Below are 18,096 nucleotides of genomic sequence, written 5' to 3' on the forward strand. Positions count from 1 at the left end.
CCATACGGCGAGGGCCGCGCCCCCGGTCCCCGGGGCGCGGCCCTCTTGCTTAAACTGCTCAATTTTTCGTGCTCACGGTGCTCATTTCCCAGTGATCACTCGGACCACTTCTTAGTGAACATCAACATTCCAGAAGGCCGTCCAGCGGGGAAACACCTCGCGGGTCGTCTCCTCGCTCGTCAAGCCGTCGTGCCTCATCGTTGACGAGGTGGGGAGATGTGTCTACGACAGGCCGTGCACCGACCTGTTCTTCGATGTCGTCGACAGGCGCTACGAGAAGGAGGGGCCGAACGCGATGGTCCTTACGAGCAACATCGCCCCGAGCGGGTGGGATGAGTTCTTCACGGGCGACGACACGCTCCTCTGCGCCCTCGACAGGCTGTTCGACAAGGCGTCGGTGTTCGTGATGCGGGGCCCGAGCTACCGCGGCAGGGGGCTTGACACCTACTCGGTGGAGGCCGTCCCCCAGGCGGTGAAGGTGAGGGGGATCCAGCCCGAGGGGATGTAGGAATGCGATAGGAAAGTCATAGATGCGGGCGTGTTGGCTAAAATGGGTCGGCCGGGATTGGTCAATCTCGGCCGACTATATTTGGCTAAAATAATCCGACGCTAACAGCGAGGACGGCACGCGAGAAGCTCGCCACGATGCCGACCGACGCGGACATCGACTTCCTGTTCAGCGTCTACTCCGCCTCGCCGTCGCGCGAGGACGGAGGGCCGGAGTGGGGAGACAGGGCCGTGTGGGAGGACCTCCACCACAGGGACCCGTACCCGTTCTGGCTGGATTAATGGATGGAAACGGATGTTCTATCGGGACGCACATTTTGTCCTATAGGCCGGTGTCATTTCGCGAATTTTGTAGAGCGCAGGTATGCAACTACTCAGTTGCGTAGCCAGCAAGTTAGATTCCAAGATACTTTTTCCAAAACTCGTCTGATGTGACGATTGGTCTGCTATTAGAGTAGGCTTCAGCGAGTTCTTTCTCACATTTCTTATATTGTTTAACATCGGCTTTGTAGCGCTTAAGGAGTTTGGCGTACTTCTCGGCGTCTTTTGTCCTTATGCATCCCATTCGGTTGTACCAGTCAATAACGATAAGGTACTTTTTCCCCCGGATTGCTCCGGCGGGATATTCCCAACCGTGTACAGGTATGACTGCAAATCCAGAACCATCTCCGGTTAGTATCCTCTGTTTATTATCGGTAATAAAATCAATCAGTCTTTGCGAAATCGATCGTGGCTTGTCTCCCGCAATCAATTGTCTATCAATATCATCAATGGAAAAGCCTTCAATTCCAATCTCGCGAGCTTGTCTCTCTAGCTCGCTGAAGGGAACCATTGCTTCCTTCTTCTTGTTTGCTTCCATGAACGTTTTCTCGGCAATTCCGATTTCGCTATAGAAATCGGGTCCTTTCATGAAGTCCTCGAATGCATCAAGAACTAAGCTGGCATTTTTATAGCCATACTTTTTGAGCTCGAGTCGAACGTTATTTTTTAATTCGTACATGAAATCAGAGTTTGCTCCGAATCCAGTGGTGAATTTGGCAATAAGCGTGTTCCTCGTTGTTTGGTAGCGCTCAACTGCCGCGTTGTATCTAACATGGAAACTTTCATGCCAGATGCAGATGCTGTTCATCGTCATAAAGGGTTTATTGCATCGAACGCCGTACTCTGCATCGTCACATCTAACAAAGTAGGGAAGTGGCAATCCGTTCTCTTCAATTGTGCTTATCGGTATACAGCAGTACCACCATGCCGCGTAACGGGCGTTGGTGTCTCGAATGTTTTTAGGGATTCTAAACGTCTCGTTATAAACAATGTCTTCAAAACGGGATAGGTATAAGGGCTGTTTTGCGGGGGAGAAAGAGCCGAGGGGAGTCATATAGCCAGTGTCTTCCCACTGTTGATCTGCAATGCCGTAATTAAGCATTGCGCCGCTAATCATCGCTTCGGAATAGTCTTTGTTCACTATCCTTAGCAGGTTATAAGTTCTCTTGATGCTCTCCGGAGATACGGCCACGTCGTCGTCCATAAGTAGAACGTGAGTTGCTTTCGGTTTCTGCTCCTTGGCAAGAATCATTCCGTAAGTGAAGCCGCCTGCGCCACCAACGTTCTGGTTTGGATGAATGTGGACGTGTTCGTTTTCCAAGGCTGATGAATCGAGCGTTCTGCCATTATCTATTACGTGCATATTAAAGTGGTCGGCGATTGGATCAGCGCTATCAAGAATCTCCGACTTTACTAAGTCGATATTTGATGTGATGTACTTCTCTTTCTTGAATGTCGTAGTCGCTAAGACAAGCTCAATTTCTTTTAGCGGTTGATCGGTCGAGACCGAGTAATAGCTGTTTTTAATTTGTACAGGACCCGTGGTGCGAATGATAAACCCGACCAGTATCGTATCTTTATTCGTCGTTAATTCGATATCTAGGGCGGTAAAGGAGTCGGATTTCTCTACGGTTCTTTTTGTTGCATCAAGAACAATCGGACTAGATGAGAATCTATCAGAGGTCGTTTGTACTACCTCGCACGAAGCACCCTTAAGTTCGAGGTGCAAATAATACTTTTGCGCGTTTGTATAAGTATTGAGTTTATTAATCGAAAGCGCATTGAAATAAGTGCTGAAGTCATATTCGCCTTCTCCGTGGAGCTCCCAGGCATCACTATCGGGAAGAAAGACAACGGGTTCAGTTGAACGACAATACAAAGAGGGATAATTGACCGCGCGTGCGTTGTGCTCCAAGAGTACATTCGCGAACTTCATCAGGGGCATTTAAATCTCCATTTCTTGTAAATAATCTTGATTCATTATATAGACATACGCGATGTTTCACATTATCCATAAGGTGTTGAAGATGCCTGCAGAAGTGTGCGACTTACAGTCAATTTAGGCGATAATGTGATTGCTTGTATCTTCTTGAAGGTAAGTATGGGAGTTTATTTTGAAACTTAATTATAAGTTAGCCAACATAGTGCGCTGCGTTGATGACCACGCGATTTCCCACTCGGAGCTCTATTATCGGGTTGAACGCGGCGGCATTGTGCGCACCCTTCCGGGGGGCTGCTTGCAGATAGATGGAACCGTTGACTTTATGACGTATGTCAACGGATTGTCCGCTTTGAAATGGAGACAATACGCGCAGCTCGATGAGGTCTGTCTGAATTTGGTTCTTGATGGATCGGGACTTGTGCGTATTTATGGCGTAGAACATGGGTCACTCGATCCAGTACAAATTAAACAGGCCCCTTTTTCTACTGAGAATGGACCGAGTTCGTTGGCCATTAGTGTCTGTTTGGAGAATTTTGACCTTATTGGGTTCTCTGTATCCTCCGTGGAATCGACTACCGCGACTTTGGTTAAGGGCTGTTATACCGCAACCGTGGATGAGGACGAGGTAAATCGTGTTGACCTCGCTTTGTCTACGACAACGTTTAAAAATGAGAAATATATCATTCCCAACATCGATCTCGTTAAAACCGGCATCTCAAAAGAGGACGGCCCAATCCACGACCACTTCCACATGTTTGTTGTCGATAATGGGCAGACCCTCGATTCCGCGGCACTATCTGACAAGTTGGTTACCGTGCTCCCGAATCCCAACACGGGTGGCTCAGGAGGTTTTTCGCGCGGAATGATGGCAGCCACTGAAACTCCTGGTCAGTTCACCCATATCATTTTGATGGACGATGATGTTTCCATCATGCCCGAGAGTTTGATTCGTACGTTCAATCTCCTCTCTCTTGCTAAAGGCAAATATAAGGATGCCTTTATTAACGGTGCCATGCTTTCGATGGAAGATCCCACCCGCCAGTTCGAGGATGTTTCATATGTGGCTTCTTCTGGCGCCTATCGTCGCGTAAAAGAGGATCTGAATGTTGGCAAGCTGGCCGATATCCTCGAAAACGAACGTACAAACGTCGAGGTTGACCAGGCTTACGGAGCCTGGTGGTATAGCTGCATTCCGGTGAAGGCTATCGAAAAGAACGGCCTTCCCATGCCTTTCTTTATTCGCTGCGACGACGTTGAGTTTGGCATGCGCAATAAGCCTGTCTACATGACCATGAATTGCATTTGCGTGTGGCATGCAAGCTTTGAGGGGCGTTTCCGCGCTTCGGTTGATTGCTACCAGTACTTCCGTAACTTCTTTGCCATGATTGCTCTCGATGATTGTGCTGATGAGAAGATGTTTGTCCTTCGTATTCAGCGAGGGGTACGTCAGAACTTGCGCGATATGGACTATCAGGCTGCCGAGTTTATTCTCGATGGCTTTGAGGATTATCTGCGTGGCCCTGAGTATCTCCAGAAGCTTGATGGCGCCGACACGATGATCGGCAAGGGTAAGTTAAACGAAAAGCTGATTCCTGTTTCCGAAATGGATCCAGAGCTTCTTCGCAAGGCCGGGGTTACGGAGCAAGTGCTCGCTAATGTTAATCTGGAATTCCATCCTTCGAAGTTTATGAAGTATTGGAGATCTATTCCTTACGACAAGCATTATCTTCCCGATGCGCTGCTGCGCGGGAAAGCTGGCTATGTAGTAAAGAACGGCAGCTGTACGCTTGAGGGCAACTCGACGCGCTGCAAGACGCTGGTCTTTCTTGATCCGACCCGCGAGAAGGGATCGGTTCGCACGATGGACCGAGCGCGGTTCAAGAGTATTCGCCGTCGAGAGCACGAACTGATGGCACGCTATCGCAAAGAAGGCAAGAGCGTCAGGAGGACATGGAAAGATGCCATGCCGTACATGACTTCACGAGAGTTCTGGGAAGAGTACTTGGGACTTAAATAAGAAGAGGCCCGGACTGAGTCCGGGCCTCTTCTTATTTATCAATCTTAGAATTCCAGCCGGTGTTGCCTGATTTTTGACTGAATGGGTCCAACTATCAGTGTGTCGACGAGCGATGCGATCACTAGCGCCAATCCGTATGCTAGCGTCGTTGCGATCAGCCAAGTGAGTAATCTGAGCGGCCATTCTAGCGTTGCATATCCACCATTCAAAGTGGTGATATAGACAATATTGATGGCGAATTCAATCGTTGTGTACTGAAGGAGATAGATTGAGTAAGACCTTTTCGCAGTCCATTCAATGGCTTTAGATAATACATCCGAAGAGATTTTAAGCCTGTCTATAGCAATAAATATGGCAACAGTTGTAATCATCCAGTTATAACTTGGATCTGCTCGTTCGAATCTGAAATACGCGCTAATAATGTCTAGGATAAAGAACAGAATGCCGGCAACCTTAATTAAACGAACTTCTCTTGTGCTCAGTAACGGGCTGACGCGTTTAATGAAATATCCCATACAAAAGAACGTGAAATACGTTCCTCCGAGTAGTGACATGGGTATAAAGTGCTGCAGCATGCTGACGGCAGCCGTAAAGGTTGTGTGTTGAGAGTTAATGAGCAGGGACTTTGCAACGCATGATAGCCCGCCCCACGCATAGATTCCTAGGGTTACGAAAAAGGCTATTTTGCAGGTACGATCATCGAGCGCATCAAACATTTTCGAAAGTATCGGTGCCACCAAAATGCATGGTATGAGTGCAGGGATGAACCACCAACCGCTTTGAACCAAGTCGCTTGCATATCGTATATAGTTCATATCCTGAATTGAACCCATGGCAATTTTGTATGCATACAAGAGTCCGCTGTATACAAAGATGGGCAGCAATAGGGACAGGGCTTTTCCGAAGAGGAAGTCTATGTAGCTTTTCTTAAGCGGTTTCAGCGCAAAATATCCCGACAGGCAGAAGAAGATTGGGTCACAGATAATGGCGGCAATACCTACTATCAGACTGACATCGATGTTTCGAAAGCGGCCCAGTTGCGGTGCGATGTGAACAACAACAACCAAAAACATCGATAGGGTTCTTAGAAGATCCCAGTTTGCAAGACGCTTATTTATGCTCATTGAATCTACTCGCCTTTTGACTGTGCGTTTTATATACTTGCAGTTCCCATTGCTTTCTTTCGACCTTTGCAACCGAGTCGAGGATAAGTCCCGTTGCCAGGCTCAGCCCGCATAGGAACATGAACGAGACGGCGAGAATAGCAGTGGGGAAGCGGGCCACAAGGCCGGTCTGGAAGTACTCTGCAACAATTGGCATACCAAGGGCAAGGCCAATAATGGCAAAGATAAGGGCAATAAGGCTAAAGAACTTGAGCGGACGATAGTCTTTAAAGAGCGTACCAATCATTGCGATGACCTTGATGCCGTCGCTGACAGTATTGAGTTTTGATTCAGAGCCCTCAGGTCGATCGCGATACTCCACCGGCACGTCTTTAATACGCCAGCGGTGATCGACGGCATGGATGGAGAGCTCGGTTTCAATCTGGAAGCCCTCACTCAAAACGGGGAAGGTCTTGACGAAAGGCTTGCTCATGGCTCGGTAGCCGGTCATGACGTCATCAAAGCTGTAGCCGTAAATCCACTTGATCATAGCGCGAACAAGATTGTTGCCAAACCCGTGAAAGGCCCTCTTGTTCTCTTCGGCATAGGTGCCGTTTGACAGGCGATCGCCAACGGTCATGTCCGCTTCGCCGTTAAGGATGGGCTCGCAGAGCGACTTGGCGGCTTCGGCAGGGTATGTATCGTCGCCGTCGACCATCAAGTAGCATTCAGCATCGATATCGCGAAACATCTGGCGGCACACGTTGCCTTTGCCCTGTCTGGGCTCCTGGCGCACCGTGGCCCCGTGCTGTTTAGCGACTTGTGAAGTGTCATCGGACGAGTTGTTGTCGTAAACGTAGACAATTGCACCTGGCAGCTCTCGACAAAAATCGTCGACAACTTTGCCAATCGTCAGCGCTTCGTTGTAGCAGGGGATAATGACGGCGATATTCGAGTAGTCCATGTGGGGCCTTTCTTACGACTTAACTGGTCAAAAGTATACCTATCGACCGCCCTCACGGTTAGATATGGGTTAGTTCTCCAGATTTGTTACGGTGGGTTATCGGCAACGTGGGAGGGCTATACTTTCCACTGTTATGTTATACGAGACAAGGAGTTGGTCCGTGGCTGACAACGTAGAGAGTCAGAAAGCGGTGGCTAAACCGGCCTCTCACGCTAAAAATGATTTTGAAAAGGACAAGTTCATTCTTAAGCAGCTTGTCACCAAAGATTTTAAAATCAAATATCGTCGCAGCGTTTTGGGCGTGGCATGGTCCGTCCTTAATCCTCTGTTGATGATGGTTGTTATGTCGATTGTGTTCTCGACAATCTTCGCGCAGGGTCGCAATGGTTCTATTACGCCCGAAATGTATCCGCTTTACTTGATTGTCGGTAACGTGTCTTTCTCTGTCATGTCCGAGTCGACGAACCAAGCGCTTATGTCCATCATTTGGGCTTCCTCGCTGCTTAAGAAGGTCAAAGTGCATCGTTGGGTGTTCCCGGTGCAGAAGGTGTTGTTCTCGCTTGTCAACTTTTCCTTCTCTTTGGTTGCCGTCGCCCTTGTTATGCTCTTTTTCCGCGTGGCTCCTACTTGGCATTTAATTCTTCTGCCGGTTTGCCTGCTGCTGCTCATGTGCTTCTGTATGGGTTTGGGCATGATGCTGTCAGCATTGGCGGTCTTCTTCCGTGACGTTATGCATCTGTGGAGCGTTGTTATTACTGCTTGGATGTATTTGACGCCGATTTTCTGGACGACAGACTTTATCAGCCAAATGGCACGTTGGATCCAGGTCCTTGTGGTTGTGAACCCCATGTACAACTACCTTCAGTTTATGCGTGATATCTTCCTGTTTAATACCGTGCCTTCTGCGCTTACCTTTGGGCTGTGTGTTGTTTGGGCTGTTCTTGCTCTTGCTATTGGCTACACCGTGTTTCATAAGACCGAGCACAAGTTCATTCTCTACATCTAAGGAGTGCTGTTCATGACTGAATCTGCTATTGATTACAGCAAGCAGCCCCTTGCTGTTGAGGTCAAAGACGTCACCATGATCTTTAACATGGCGTCTGAGTCGCTTACAAACCTCAAGGAGTACTTTATTAAGCTCGCAAAGCACGAGCTGTTCTTTGAGGAATTCCGTGCGCTTAAGCACATTTCGTTTGATGTGCATCGCGGCGAGGTCGTTGGCCTTGTTGGTACTAACGGTTCCGGCAAGTCTACGATGCTCAAGATTATCGCTGGCGTTTTGGAGCCCAGCGAAGGCGAGGTTAAGGTTCACGGCAATATTGCACCGCTGATTGAGCTTGGTGCCGGCTTTGACCCGGAACTTACCGCGCGTGAGAATATCTATCTGAACGGTGCGCTGCTTGGCTATACCAAGGAGTTTATCGACGCTAGTTTTGACGAGATCATCGAGTTCGCTGAGCTTAAAGACTTCGTTGACATGCCCTTGAAGAACTTCTCTTCGGGTATGGTCGCACGCATTGCCTTTGCTATCGCTACGATTACCGAGCCCGATATCCTCATCGTCGATGAGACGCTTTCTGTTGGCGACGTCTTTTTCCAGCAGAAGTGCGAGCGCCGCATTCAGCACTTTATCGAGAGTGGCGACGTCACGGTCTTGTTCGTTTCTCACTCCATGGAGCAGGTTGAGCGTATTTGCCAACGTGCTGTTTGGATCGAAAAGGGCGATCTACGTATGGATGGCCTCGTGGATGAGGTCTGCAAGGCATACCACGACCAGTTTAAGTAGGTTATAATTTATGCGTTGTGCAAACACGCTTTTGGCGTATTTGCATGACTCTATGCTCCATTAGCTCAGTTGGATAGAGCAGGGGACTTCTAATCCCAAGGTCGACGGTTCGAATCCGCCATGGAGCACCAAAAGAGTTTTTGAAGACCCGGTTATCATGCCGGGTCTTTGCTTTATAAGCGTTCAGCCATGACATTGTTTAACGTGGGCTGTAAGGCATGGGGATGACTTGCAGCCTTATTTCGATAATGGTTGCATGCTTGGTTACGGGGCTTATAGGATAATAAGCGTGTCCGCTTCCTTTTCGGTACCCCTTGCCATGGCGGTCGTCGCCGTTGAGGATGCCGCCTTGATCTTGTTCCTCTTAAACATGTGATGGGGAGATAATCCGCTGCTTACCCGCTGCACTCCTTGTAGAGCCCGAGCGCCTTCTTAAGGTATGTTTTGGCATAACGGTAGTAGATATGGGACCACTCGCCAACGTTGTCGCCTTCTGTCTCTTTAAGCAGTGCCCATGTGTACCAGCACCAGCCCGCCATGCCCACCTGGCCCAGGTTGTGACGCCATTCCGCATCGGTTGGCTTGCGGCTGAAGTAATGCTCTAGTGCCCTGTGCATTTTCTTCTCGGTTAACTGTTCACAAACACAGAATGTTCCAAAATCGTTAGCATAGTCGCTCATACCGGCGTATTCCCAGTCAATGAGATCGACATGGCCGTCGCCGCTTACGAGGAAGTTGAGACTAAAGAAATCATTGTGGCAGAGGACCGGATCGCCGCCGTCGGCAATGAGCATTCTGTTCAGTTCGGCTGCCTGCGTATCCATCTCGGACAAATCCGGCACATCGATGGGCCCGTGTTTTAGAATGGCACGTTCGTAGCCCCTTCCCTCTTCATAGAAGCTAAAAAAGCGATTAACTTTTGCACCGCTCTCGTGGAGCCTGCGGGCCATTTGCATGGCTTGGGCCAATTGGGCGTCGTCGTGAACGTCTAGGTTTCTACAATTCGTCACAAATCGAGACACCTTCCAGCCGCGGCGGGGATTCGCAAAAACAAAGGTGGAGTCAAGGCCGAGCGTGCGTGCGGTCTCGAGTGCGGTTTTTTCGGCTTTACGGTCTACAAGGAGCTCGGTTCCTACGCCGGGGTGGCGGTAGACCCACTCGCCGTCATCGGTCGTAAAGTGGCAGCTGAGGTTCGTAAGACCCTGTTTGAGCGGATAGACGTCGCGAATTTCGGATTTTTCGCATCCCAAGACGGTAACGATGTTGTCGAAAATCTCAGAATCAAGGTTTTCGAGGAAAAGAGGGTCGAAGTTGCGCAGCTCGTCGAGTGAGTCGAACTCGTGGATGGTGGGCGGGTCGTACCTGCGGATTTGCATGTCAAGCTCGTTGATATGGTCGGCATAGAGATCTTCCCAGAGCTTGTCGCGAGTTTGGGGGAGGTCGTATTCTGCCTCAAGAATCTCTCGAAAACGAGTTGAGAACTCTCGATCGAAATAAGCGTGGCCAATCATATACCATGCATCGGACCCGCCGACCCTAACTTTGGTGATGCGGTCGTGGGTGTCGGTTTCCAGGCACCATTCGGGTGTCTGGCCCTGGCTGAACTCGGCTGAGTAGTATGCCTTCCAGACATGGTCTGTGAAAGGGTTCTTCTCGAAGTAGTTGTCCGAGGAGCAGATGTACGTATTGCCCAACATCTCGCGCACGAGCATAATCGAGGAATTGTTATTGCGCTCAGCGTAGGAGCAATTCACGATGATCTTAACGCCGTATTTGTCCTCGAGGTAGTAGAAGGACTCCTTCTTGTATCCCACAACGACGACGATGTCGAAAATCCCAGCTTCGTGTAGCTGTTCAATTTGGCGCTCGATCAGGACTTCCCCACGTACTTTGAGAAGCCCCTTGGGGCGTTCGTAGGAGATGGGGGCAAAGCGACTGGAGAGGCCTGCCGCAAGGATAATGGCATTGTCCACGGCGTAGGGTTTTAGTGTGGTCATGCCCTTAGGCGTGAGGTGGGCGTCCTTGATGAGGCCGGCTTCTGAGAGGTCTATTACAGCGGCATTTGCCGCTGTAAGCCCAATCTCGCACTCGCCCGCAAGTTGTTGTTGCGTAATGTCGGGGTGCCTGCTCAGGGCATAGAGAACGTTAAACTGTTTATGCGTAAGCTGCATTAATGGTTCCTTTGCGTTCGGTTTTGTCAGATGCTTTCGCAAACCTGAACAGCTGAAGGCATTACATTCCTTTTTACTATCCATTGGAGGGCTCGAGCAAATGTCATTTGTTCGAGCCCTCCAATGCGTGAGTGGGGGAGACTTTTATCAAAAAGGCGTTATGGACTGTTACGCGCAACTCTTAAACCAAATTTCGTCTAGCATTCAGGGTGGCCGGCGATGATTAATGTTGAACCCTATGCCTCAGTCGGCTCCACGTCCAGCTCGTTGCGGACGAGCTCGAAGGCGGCGGCGATGGCCTTGTCCATGTCGTAGTACTTGTAGCCGCCCAGGCGACCGGCGAAGATCACGTCGCCCTCCTGCGCCGCTAGCTCCTCGTACCGCTTGTAGAGGGCCTCGTTTTTGGCGTCGTTGATGGGGTAGTAGGGCTCGTCGCCGGGCTTCCAGTCGGCCGGGTACTCGCGCGTGATGACGGTCTTGTCCTGCGTGCCGAACTCAAAGTGCTTGTGCTCGATGATGCGCGTGTAGGGAATCTCGCGCTCGGTGTAGTTGACCACGGCCACGCCCTGGTGGTCCTGCTCGTCGAGCGTCTCGGTCTCAAAGCGCAAGCTGCGGTACTCGAGCGTGCCCAGCCTAAAGTCGTAGAACGCGTCGATGGGGCCGCAGTAGATCGTCTTGGCGGCGATATCGGGCTCGGAGGCGATCAGCTCCTTGTACTCCACGCCGCAGCGCACCTCTATGCCCTCGAGCATGTTGGCGACCATCTTGGTGTAGCCGCCAATGGGGATGCCCTGGTAGCGGTCGTTGAAGTAGTTGTTGTCGTAGGTGAAGCGGCAGGGGAGGCGCTTGATGATGCTCGCGGGCAGGTCCTTGCAGTCGCGGCCCCACTGCTTCTCGGTGTAACCCTTCACGAGCGTCTCGAAGATATCGCGGCCGACGAGCGACAGCGCCTGCTCCTCGAGGTTCTGCGGCTCGCCGATGTTCTCGGCGGCCACCTGCTCGGCGATCTTGGCCTTGGCATCGGCCGGCGTGACGACGCCCGGCCACATCTTGGCGAAGGTGTTCATGTTGAAGGGCATGTTGTACATGTTGCCGTGGAAGTTGGCGACCGGCGAGTTGACGTAGTTGTTGAACTCGGCGAAGCGGTTGACGTAGTCCCAGACGTCCTTCATGGAGGTGTGGAAGATGTGCGCGCCGTAGCGGTGGACCTGGATGCCCTCGACGTCCTCGGTGTAGATGTTGCCCGCGATGTGGTCGCGGCGGTCGATGACCAGGACCGACTTGCCGGCGCGCTTGGCGGCATTGGCAAAGACGGCGCCCGAAAGGCCGGCACCGACGACGAGGTAATCGTACTGGGACATGGATATGCTCCTTTGTATGTCAATTGGACAGTTGCTTTTGTTTGGGGACAAACGTACCTGATGTGTTCGTCCCTGGGGTTAGTGTAGCAGACGCTCCTTCAGCAGCTCCAGCGCGTGCGCGTAACCGGGTTTCCAAATGATCTTAAGGACTCGCTATTCAGCCCTTAGGCACTCGGGTAAGACGCTCCCGACTGCATTCATCGCCTGCGGCTTTAGGTATTGCTCATTGAGCTTTGCCTTTTTGTAGGCATAGCGAGTGTCTGCCGAGTATTTGATCAATACGTCGGTGAAGAATCGCTCCCAGCTCAGGTAGTCGCGGCTTTCGATGTAGCTCGAGGGGTCCTCGAGGATCTTTGGGATGTCGTTGTTGGGGATGAGGCCAGATCGCAAAAGCGCCCATTCAAATGATTCAGGGAGGAACAAGCGAACGTTTTTGTAAACGCGCTGTCCGAGCACCTTTTCGATGTAGGGACCAAACGCTGCGCCGTCTCCAATGGCAAGAACGTTTTGCTCGGGGCATTCGTGAATCGTTCGTTTTAGGTTTGCTACGCCGGTAGCGGTGTAGCAGGGGATTCCCAGTCGGTTGCAAAGGGCGCTGTAGAATTGATAACCAGACTTGCTATCCTCGACAATTACGGCATCGGGATTGTCGAAACCTACGTTAAGGTCCTGATACAGCATACTTGCCGTGTGGTCATATAGCGGCTTGGTCACCGAGTAGAAGCGCCTGTCGCTCTTGCGGCCATTGATCGTCTTGCTTGTGGTGTTGACCAGTTTTAGGATCTCGTCGACGCTGTAGGGGAGCTCGTTGGCGTCGCGACGAGATATCAGAACAAAATAGTTGGACGAGCCGTTGACGGCTTTGGCGAAGTCCTTTGAGTAGATAAACTCGTTACCCTCATCTAGAAAGACGATTGAATCTTCGATGATCGACAGCTCGCGCTCCCAGCGTCTGCCAGAAAGCGTTTCGCAAGGTACGTCGCAGCTGAGTGCAACGCCGCTTTCCGGTCCTCGGTCGTTGTAGTCGCGAATCATCGAGATGAGCGTCGTTTTGCCCGTGCCGCTGTTGCCGCGTATGAAGGAAATATTTCGTTTAAACGTGAGCGTGTATTTGACCTTTGCACGCTCTACGACAACGGTGTGCGTTCCCCTCATTACTCATCAACATCCAAAAAGTCATTCGTGGCACCGACAAACTCCTGCATGTTCCTGACGATGCGGCCATCGTTTTCAATGCGGATTTCAAAGTTCTTCCAGGGGAATTTCATGATGTGGTAAAGAGTCACCAGCACATCCTGTTCTTTGCCGATCTTGAGTAGCCAGCGGGCACAGTTGTCTCCGCAGGTGGATGCGTTAAACACCATATGTGGGAGATTGCGCACCAGCAGCAGCGTCTTAACGCCGCCGGACAGTTCGAGTGGAGTGATTGAGCCCAGCTGCTTGCTTACGATGTTGTGGGGACCGATGAGCTCTGATCCGTCCACGCGTTTAATAATCTGTGCGGCCATGGGGTCTTCGAACCATGAGTCCAAGTATGAGTTCCTAAAATAGGTTTCGGTATCGTAGATGGAACCGGGGTAATCCCCCAGGTGAATGCTCAGCATGTGGGTCTCCAGACGTAGTGTGACTGCAACGATTATATGCCAGTAATAAAATGCCGGCAGCAGCGAGGTCGCTACTGCCGGCGCTGGCTTTATTAGCGCGTAGTCGTTTTGATGGATTTGCTCGCGACGTTACTTTTCGAGATGCTCCCTCAGCAGCTCCAGCGCGTGCGCGTAGCCTTGCAAGCCCTCGCCGGTGATGGTGGCGAAGCAAGCCAGGCGCGCATAGCTCACCTGGCGGAAGTCTTCGCGGGTCTCGACGGCGCTAATGTGGACCTCAACGGCGGGGATGGCGACGGCTTTGAGGGCGTCGAGAATCGCCACGCTCGTATGCGTGTAGGCCGCCGGGTTGATGACGATGCCGTCGACCTTGCCGTAGGCCTCCTGGATCTTGTCGACGATGCTGCCCTCGTGGTTGGACTGGAAGACCTCGACCTCGTCAAAACCCTGTGCGGCTCCCGCCTCCTGGCAGATCTGGACCAGGCGGTCGTAGTTGTCGCTGCCGTAGATGCCCGGCTCGCGAATGCCGAGCATGTTGAGGTTGGGGCCGTTGATGACGAGTGCTTTCATGGTTGCTTCCTTTGTGGTCTGGTTGGTGAAGGGGCTTGCTGTCTGCGGCGTTTGCCCAGATAAAACCTGCCAAAATAAACCTGTCCCTTTTTGGCAGGTTTTAGAGGGTGTCGAGGAGGGCGCGTGCGGTGTTGGCGGCGCTGTCGCGTGAGTCGATGATGTAGTCGGCCCAGGCGCGATAGCGCGGCATGCGTTGCTCGGCGAGCTTTTCGATGCCGTCGCGGGCGGTGATGGGGCGTCCCTTGTGAGCGAGCTCGTCGAGCTTGCGGTTGAGCATCACGATCTGGCTGTTCTGGTGCAGCAGCGGATAGTTCTCGTCGCGTGTGACCACGCCGCCGCCGGTGGAGAGCACCAGGCCGCTGCGCTTGGAGATGTCGGCCAGCGCCGCCGTCTCCTGCTCGCGGAATGCCGCCTCGCCGCGCTCGACGATAAAGTCGGCACAGGGCATGCCGAGGCGCTCCTCGAGCGCGCGGTCCAAGTCGATGTGCTCGCGGCCCGTGAGCTGGGCGATCTGCTCGCCCACGCGGGTCTTGCCCGAGCCCGGCATGCCGATGAGCGCGATGTTCTGCTCGCGGCGGGACAGGCGCTCCGTCACACCCAGGATGCGCTCGCGCGGTGTAATCTGGCCGGTATAGCGCTCGACGGCCTGTGCCGCTTGGGCCACGAGCATCAGCAGGCCGCCGATGCAGGGGATGCCACGGCGCTCGGCCTCGAGCATGAGTCCCGTGCGGGCGGGATTGTAGACAATGTCGATGACGCCCTCGAGCGCATCGAGCCCTTCGAGCGTGCAAGGCGCGTCGGGGCAGTGAGGGAACATGCCGGCGGGCGTGCAGTTGACGAGCAGCGCCGCGTCGGACTGCTGTGCGATGTTATCGTAGTTGACCTCGCTCGTGCGGCCGACAGGTACAACGATGGCGCCCAGGTCGCCGAGTACCATGCTGGCCGTGGTGCCGGCACCGCCGGTGGCACCGAGCACAAGGACCTTCTTGCCGGCAACCTCAACGCCCAGTTCTTCGACCAGGCATTGGAAGCCAAAGTAGTCGGTGTTGTCGCCGCGCAGGCGGCCGTCGGGTAGGCGCGTGATGGTGTTGACGTTGCCCATGCGCTTGGCCAGCGGGCTCAGCTCGTCCAGGTATTCCATGACGGCGCGCTTGTAGGGGATGGTCACGTTGGTGCCCTCCCACTCGTCGCCCGTCATAAAGGCTTCGAGGTCCTCGGGCTCGCGCTCAAAACGCACGTACTCCAGGCCCGCGAGCTCTTTGTAGATGGTCGGGGTGTAGCTGTGGCCCAGCACGCGGCCCAGCACGCCGTAGGGGCGGGTTGCCTCGGTATCGGTCATCTAAAGCACCTCCGTGTAGCTGCCAAAGTAGGTGAAACTCTCGCACACGTCGTCAATCGAGTCGAGCAGGTCGTCGAGGGCCTTGCTGCCAAAGGGGCAGTCCAGGTCAAAGTAGAACATAAACTCAAAGTCGTGCCCGGGGATGGGACGGCTCTCGAGCTTGATGAGGTTGATGTTGAGCGCGTAGAAGCGCTCGAGCACGCGGTAGAGGGCACCCGGTTCGTTGGCCGTGGTGATCATGAGTGAGGTACGGTTGGCGCCGGGATAGACGCGCGGCTCACGGCTGATGACGACAAAGCGTGTGTAGTTGTTGTCCGAGTCCTGGATGTTGGGCTCCAGCACCTCCAGACCGTAGAGCGCGGCACAGCTGCGCGAGGCGATGGCGGCGACATCGGTGCGCTCGGAGTTGGCGACCATATCGGCCGACATGGCGGTGTTGGGGTACTTGGTGGCATGCAGGTTGTGGGCTTCGATAAAGCCGGCGCACTGGGCGATGGCCTGGCCATGGCTGTAGACCTCGCGCACGTCGGCGAGCTTGGTGCCGGGCTTGACGAGCAGGTTGTGATCGATCTTGAGGCGCAGCGAGCGCACGATGTGGAAATCGAACTGTGCGAGAAGATCGTAGACGGCGTTGACCGAGCCGGCGGTTGAGTTTTCGATGGGCAGCACGCCAAACTCGCAGAAGCCGTCGCGCACGGCGCGCATAACGCCTTCGAAGGTCTCGAAGAACGCAATATCGGGCACATCGAAGAGTTTGCACGCGGCGATTTGGCTGTAGGCGCCCTCAACGCCCTGGCAGGCGACGGTGGCCGTCTGGGGGAAGGGCGTGTCAAAGGCCGTGGCCGTGGCATGGGCCTTTTGCGACACGGTGATGCCCTTGAGCTCGTTGATGTAGCGCTGCTGCTCGACCTTGCTCATGCTCATGAGGAGGCGGAACAGGGTGATGGTCTGGGCCTCGTAGCGCTCGGGTGCTCGGCTGGCAAGGTTGTTGAGTTTGGAGCGCTCGCGGGCGGGGTCAAAGACGGCCTTGCCCATCTCGATCTTTGATTTGGCGACCTCGGTGGCAATGTCCATGCGCTCGACAAAGCTATTGAGGAGCGTGGTATCGATGCCATCGATGGCCTGGCGAATATCGGCAAGGTCCATGGAGACCCCTTTCGTGAATCGTTGCCGGGGGTAGTTAATTTGGGACGGGGCTTTTTTAGCTACCCTTTGACTGGTGGCGAATCGATGGGCGCCGGGGCAAATACTCACTGGCATATGGGGGTAGCTAAAAAAGCCCCGTCCCAAATTAGCTACCCTCGGGGTGGGTGGGCTAAAGCTGGGCGGCGTCCTCGAGGAGGGCGTCCCAGATGGCGAGCGCTGCGGCTGCTTCGGCTACGGGGACGGCGCGCGGGACGATGCAGGGGTCGTGGCGGCCGTGGACCGAGAGCTCCGCATTTTCCATGGCGTCCATGTCCACGGTCTGCTGCTCGCGACCGATGGAGGGCGTCGGCTTTACGGCCATCCGCCACATGACGGGTGCGCCGGTGGAGATGCCGCCCAGGATGCCGCCGGCGTTGTTGGACTCGACCGCAATCTCGCCGGTCTCGGCATCAACGCGATACGGATCGTTGTTCTCGCTGCCGCGCATGGCGGCCACGGCAAAGCCCATACCAAACTCCACGCCCTTTACGGCGGGGATGCCAAAGGCGATTTGCGCGATGCGGTTCTCGATGCCGTCGAACATGGGGTCGCCGATGCCCGCGGGGAGCCCATAGATGCCGCACTCCACGATGCCGCCAATGCTGTCGAGTTCGTCGCGCGCGGCTAGAATTTCCTCGCGCATGCGACCGGCGGCCGCGGCATCAATACAGGGCAGGTCGTTCGTAAGGATCGCCTTGCGGTCGGCCTCGCGATAGACCATGTCGTCCATGGGCAGGTCGGAGATGCCGCCGATCTGCGCGACGTGCGCCATGACCTGAATGCCGCGGGCCTCGAGTGCCTGCAGCGCGATGCCGCCGGCGATGCATAGGGGGGCCGTTAAGCGGCCGGAGAAATGTCCGCCACCGGCGACATCGTGCATGTTGTGGTACTTCACACGCGCCGGAAAGTCTGCGTGCCCGGGGCGGGGCTTGCGGCGCAGCTCGGAATAGTCCTTGGAGCGCGTGTTGGTGTTCTCGATAATCGCAGCGATGGGCGCGCCGGTGGTGTGCCCATCGACCACACCGGCAATGATGTGCGCGGCGTCGGCCTCGCGGCGTTTGGTCGCGGTCTCGTCGCGTCCAGGGGCGCGACGGTCCAAAAACGCCTGCAGTTGCTCCTGGTCAACGGCGATACCTGCCGGAATGCCGTCGAGCGAGCAGCCGATGGCGGGGGAGTGCGACTGGCCGAAGATGCTTAAGTGCAAAACGTTGCCAAAGGTCGAGGACATG

General features: G+C 53.9%; 14 protein-coding genes, 1 tRNA gene and 1 pseudogene. 5 read left to right on the plus strand and 11 right to left on the minus strand.

Translation table 11 applies throughout. The features are described 5' to 3' along the window. Positions 1-142: 142 nt before the first annotated feature. Positions 143-508: pseudogene (locus FYJ40_RS04255) on the plus strand (ATP-binding protein); the annotation flags it as partial. A gap of 393 nt (positions 509-901) precedes the next feature. Here FYJ40_RS04255 and FYJ40_RS04260 read toward each other — a convergent pair. After that, on the minus strand, positions 902-2,773 hold the full coding sequence (locus FYJ40_RS04260) for a glycosyltransferase (protein WP_154516119.1): 1,872 nt from the start codon (positions 2,771-2,773) through the stop codon (positions 902-904). A 169-nt stretch (positions 2,774-2,942) separates the two neighbouring features. Here FYJ40_RS04260 and FYJ40_RS04265 point away from each other — a divergent pair, with 169 nt between their 5' ends. Then, a complete protein-coding gene (locus FYJ40_RS04265) occupies positions 2,943-4,787 on the plus strand; it encodes a glycosyltransferase (protein ID WP_154516122.1) in 1,845 nt (614 codons plus the stop codon). A gap of 44 nt (positions 4,788-4,831) precedes the next feature. On the opposite strand, the gene FYJ40_RS04270 is transcribed toward FYJ40_RS04265, so the two are convergent. Both FYJ40_RS04270 and FYJ40_RS04275 read right to left on the minus strand, forming a co-directional pair. Then, the gene (locus FYJ40_RS04270) at positions 4,832-5,911 is read right to left on the minus strand and encodes an acyltransferase (RefSeq protein WP_154516125.1); all 1,080 of its coding nucleotides are present in this window, start codon (positions 5,909-5,911) and stop codon (positions 4,832-4,834) included. Then, the gene (locus tag FYJ40_RS04275) at positions 5,898-6,854 is read right to left on the minus strand and encodes a glycosyltransferase family 2 protein (RefSeq protein WP_154516128.1); all 957 of its coding nucleotides are present in this window, start codon (positions 6,852-6,854) and stop codon (positions 5,898-5,900) included. Before FYJ40_RS04275 ends, FYJ40_RS04270 begins: the two co-directional genes overlap by 14 nt. Positions 6,855-7,014: 160 nt before the next feature. Between FYJ40_RS04275 and FYJ40_RS04280 the strand changes: the two genes are divergently transcribed. From FYJ40_RS04280 to FYJ40_RS04290, 3 genes are all read left to right on the plus strand, one after another. After that, entirely contained in the window at positions 7,015-7,860 is an 846-nt protein-coding gene (locus FYJ40_RS04280) for an ABC transporter permease (protein ID WP_370450590.1), read from the plus strand. 12 nt (positions 7,861-7,872) lie between these two features. After that, entirely contained in the window at positions 7,873-8,640 is a 768-nt protein-coding gene (locus FYJ40_RS04285) for an ABC transporter ATP-binding protein (RefSeq protein WP_154516133.1), read from the plus strand. 54 nt (positions 8,641-8,694) lie between these two features. Then, positions 8,695-8,771: transfer RNA gene (locus FYJ40_RS04290), tRNA-Arg, on the plus strand. 264 nt (positions 8,772-9,035) lie between these two features. Here FYJ40_RS04290 and FYJ40_RS04295 read toward each other — a convergent pair. The 8 genes from FYJ40_RS04295 to aroC all read right to left on the minus strand — a co-directional run bounded on the left by FYJ40_RS04295 (position 9,036) and on the right by aroC (position 18,095). Beyond that, on the minus strand, positions 9,036-10,811 hold the full coding sequence (locus FYJ40_RS04295; protein WP_154516136.1) for a phosphotransferase: 1,776 nt from the start codon (positions 10,809-10,811) through the stop codon (positions 9,036-9,038). A 236-nt stretch (positions 10,812-11,047) separates the two neighbouring features. Then, positions 11,048-12,172 carry a UDP-galactopyranose mutase gene (glf, locus tag FYJ40_RS04300; RefSeq protein WP_154516139.1) on the minus strand — a complete coding sequence of 375 codons (1,125 nt, stop codon included), beginning with the start codon at positions 12,170-12,172 and terminating at the stop codon, positions 11,048-11,050. A gap of 153 nt (positions 12,173-12,325) precedes the next feature. Beyond that, entirely contained in the window at positions 12,326-13,327 is a 1,002-nt protein-coding gene (locus FYJ40_RS04305; protein ID WP_154516142.1) for a translation initiation factor 2, read from the minus strand. After that, complete coding sequence (locus tag FYJ40_RS04310) at positions 13,327-13,776, minus strand: DUF4869 domain-containing protein (RefSeq protein WP_154516145.1); 450 nt, start codon at positions 13,774-13,776, stop codon at positions 13,327-13,329. The genes FYJ40_RS04305 and FYJ40_RS04310 overlap by 1 nt, the downstream gene beginning before the upstream one ends. Before the next feature lie 129 nt (positions 13,777-13,905). Continuing rightward, the gene (aroQ, locus tag FYJ40_RS04315) at positions 13,906-14,343 is read right to left on the minus strand and encodes a type II 3-dehydroquinate dehydratase (RefSeq protein WP_154516148.1); all 438 of its coding nucleotides are present in this window, start codon (positions 14,341-14,343) and stop codon (positions 13,906-13,908) included. Between the two features lie 100 nt (positions 14,344-14,443). After that, entirely contained in the window at positions 14,444-15,682 is a 1,239-nt protein-coding gene (locus tag FYJ40_RS04320) for a shikimate kinase (RefSeq protein ID WP_154516151.1), read from the minus strand. Further along, on the minus strand, positions 15,683-16,828 hold the full coding sequence (gene pheA / locus FYJ40_RS04325; protein WP_154516154.1) for a prephenate dehydratase: 1,146 nt from the start codon (positions 16,826-16,828) through the stop codon (positions 15,683-15,685). A 169-nt stretch (positions 16,829-16,997) separates the two neighbouring features. Next, a complete protein-coding gene (gene aroC / locus FYJ40_RS04330) occupies positions 16,998-18,095 on the minus strand; it encodes a chorismate synthase (RefSeq protein ID WP_154516157.1) in 1,098 nt (365 codons plus the stop codon). Position 18,096 lies beyond the last annotated feature (1 nt).

Source organism: Collinsella sp. WCA1-178-WT-3 (M1) (genome assembly GCF_009696325.1).
Lineage (GTDB): Bacteria > Actinomycetota > Coriobacteriia > Coriobacteriales > Coriobacteriaceae > Collinsella.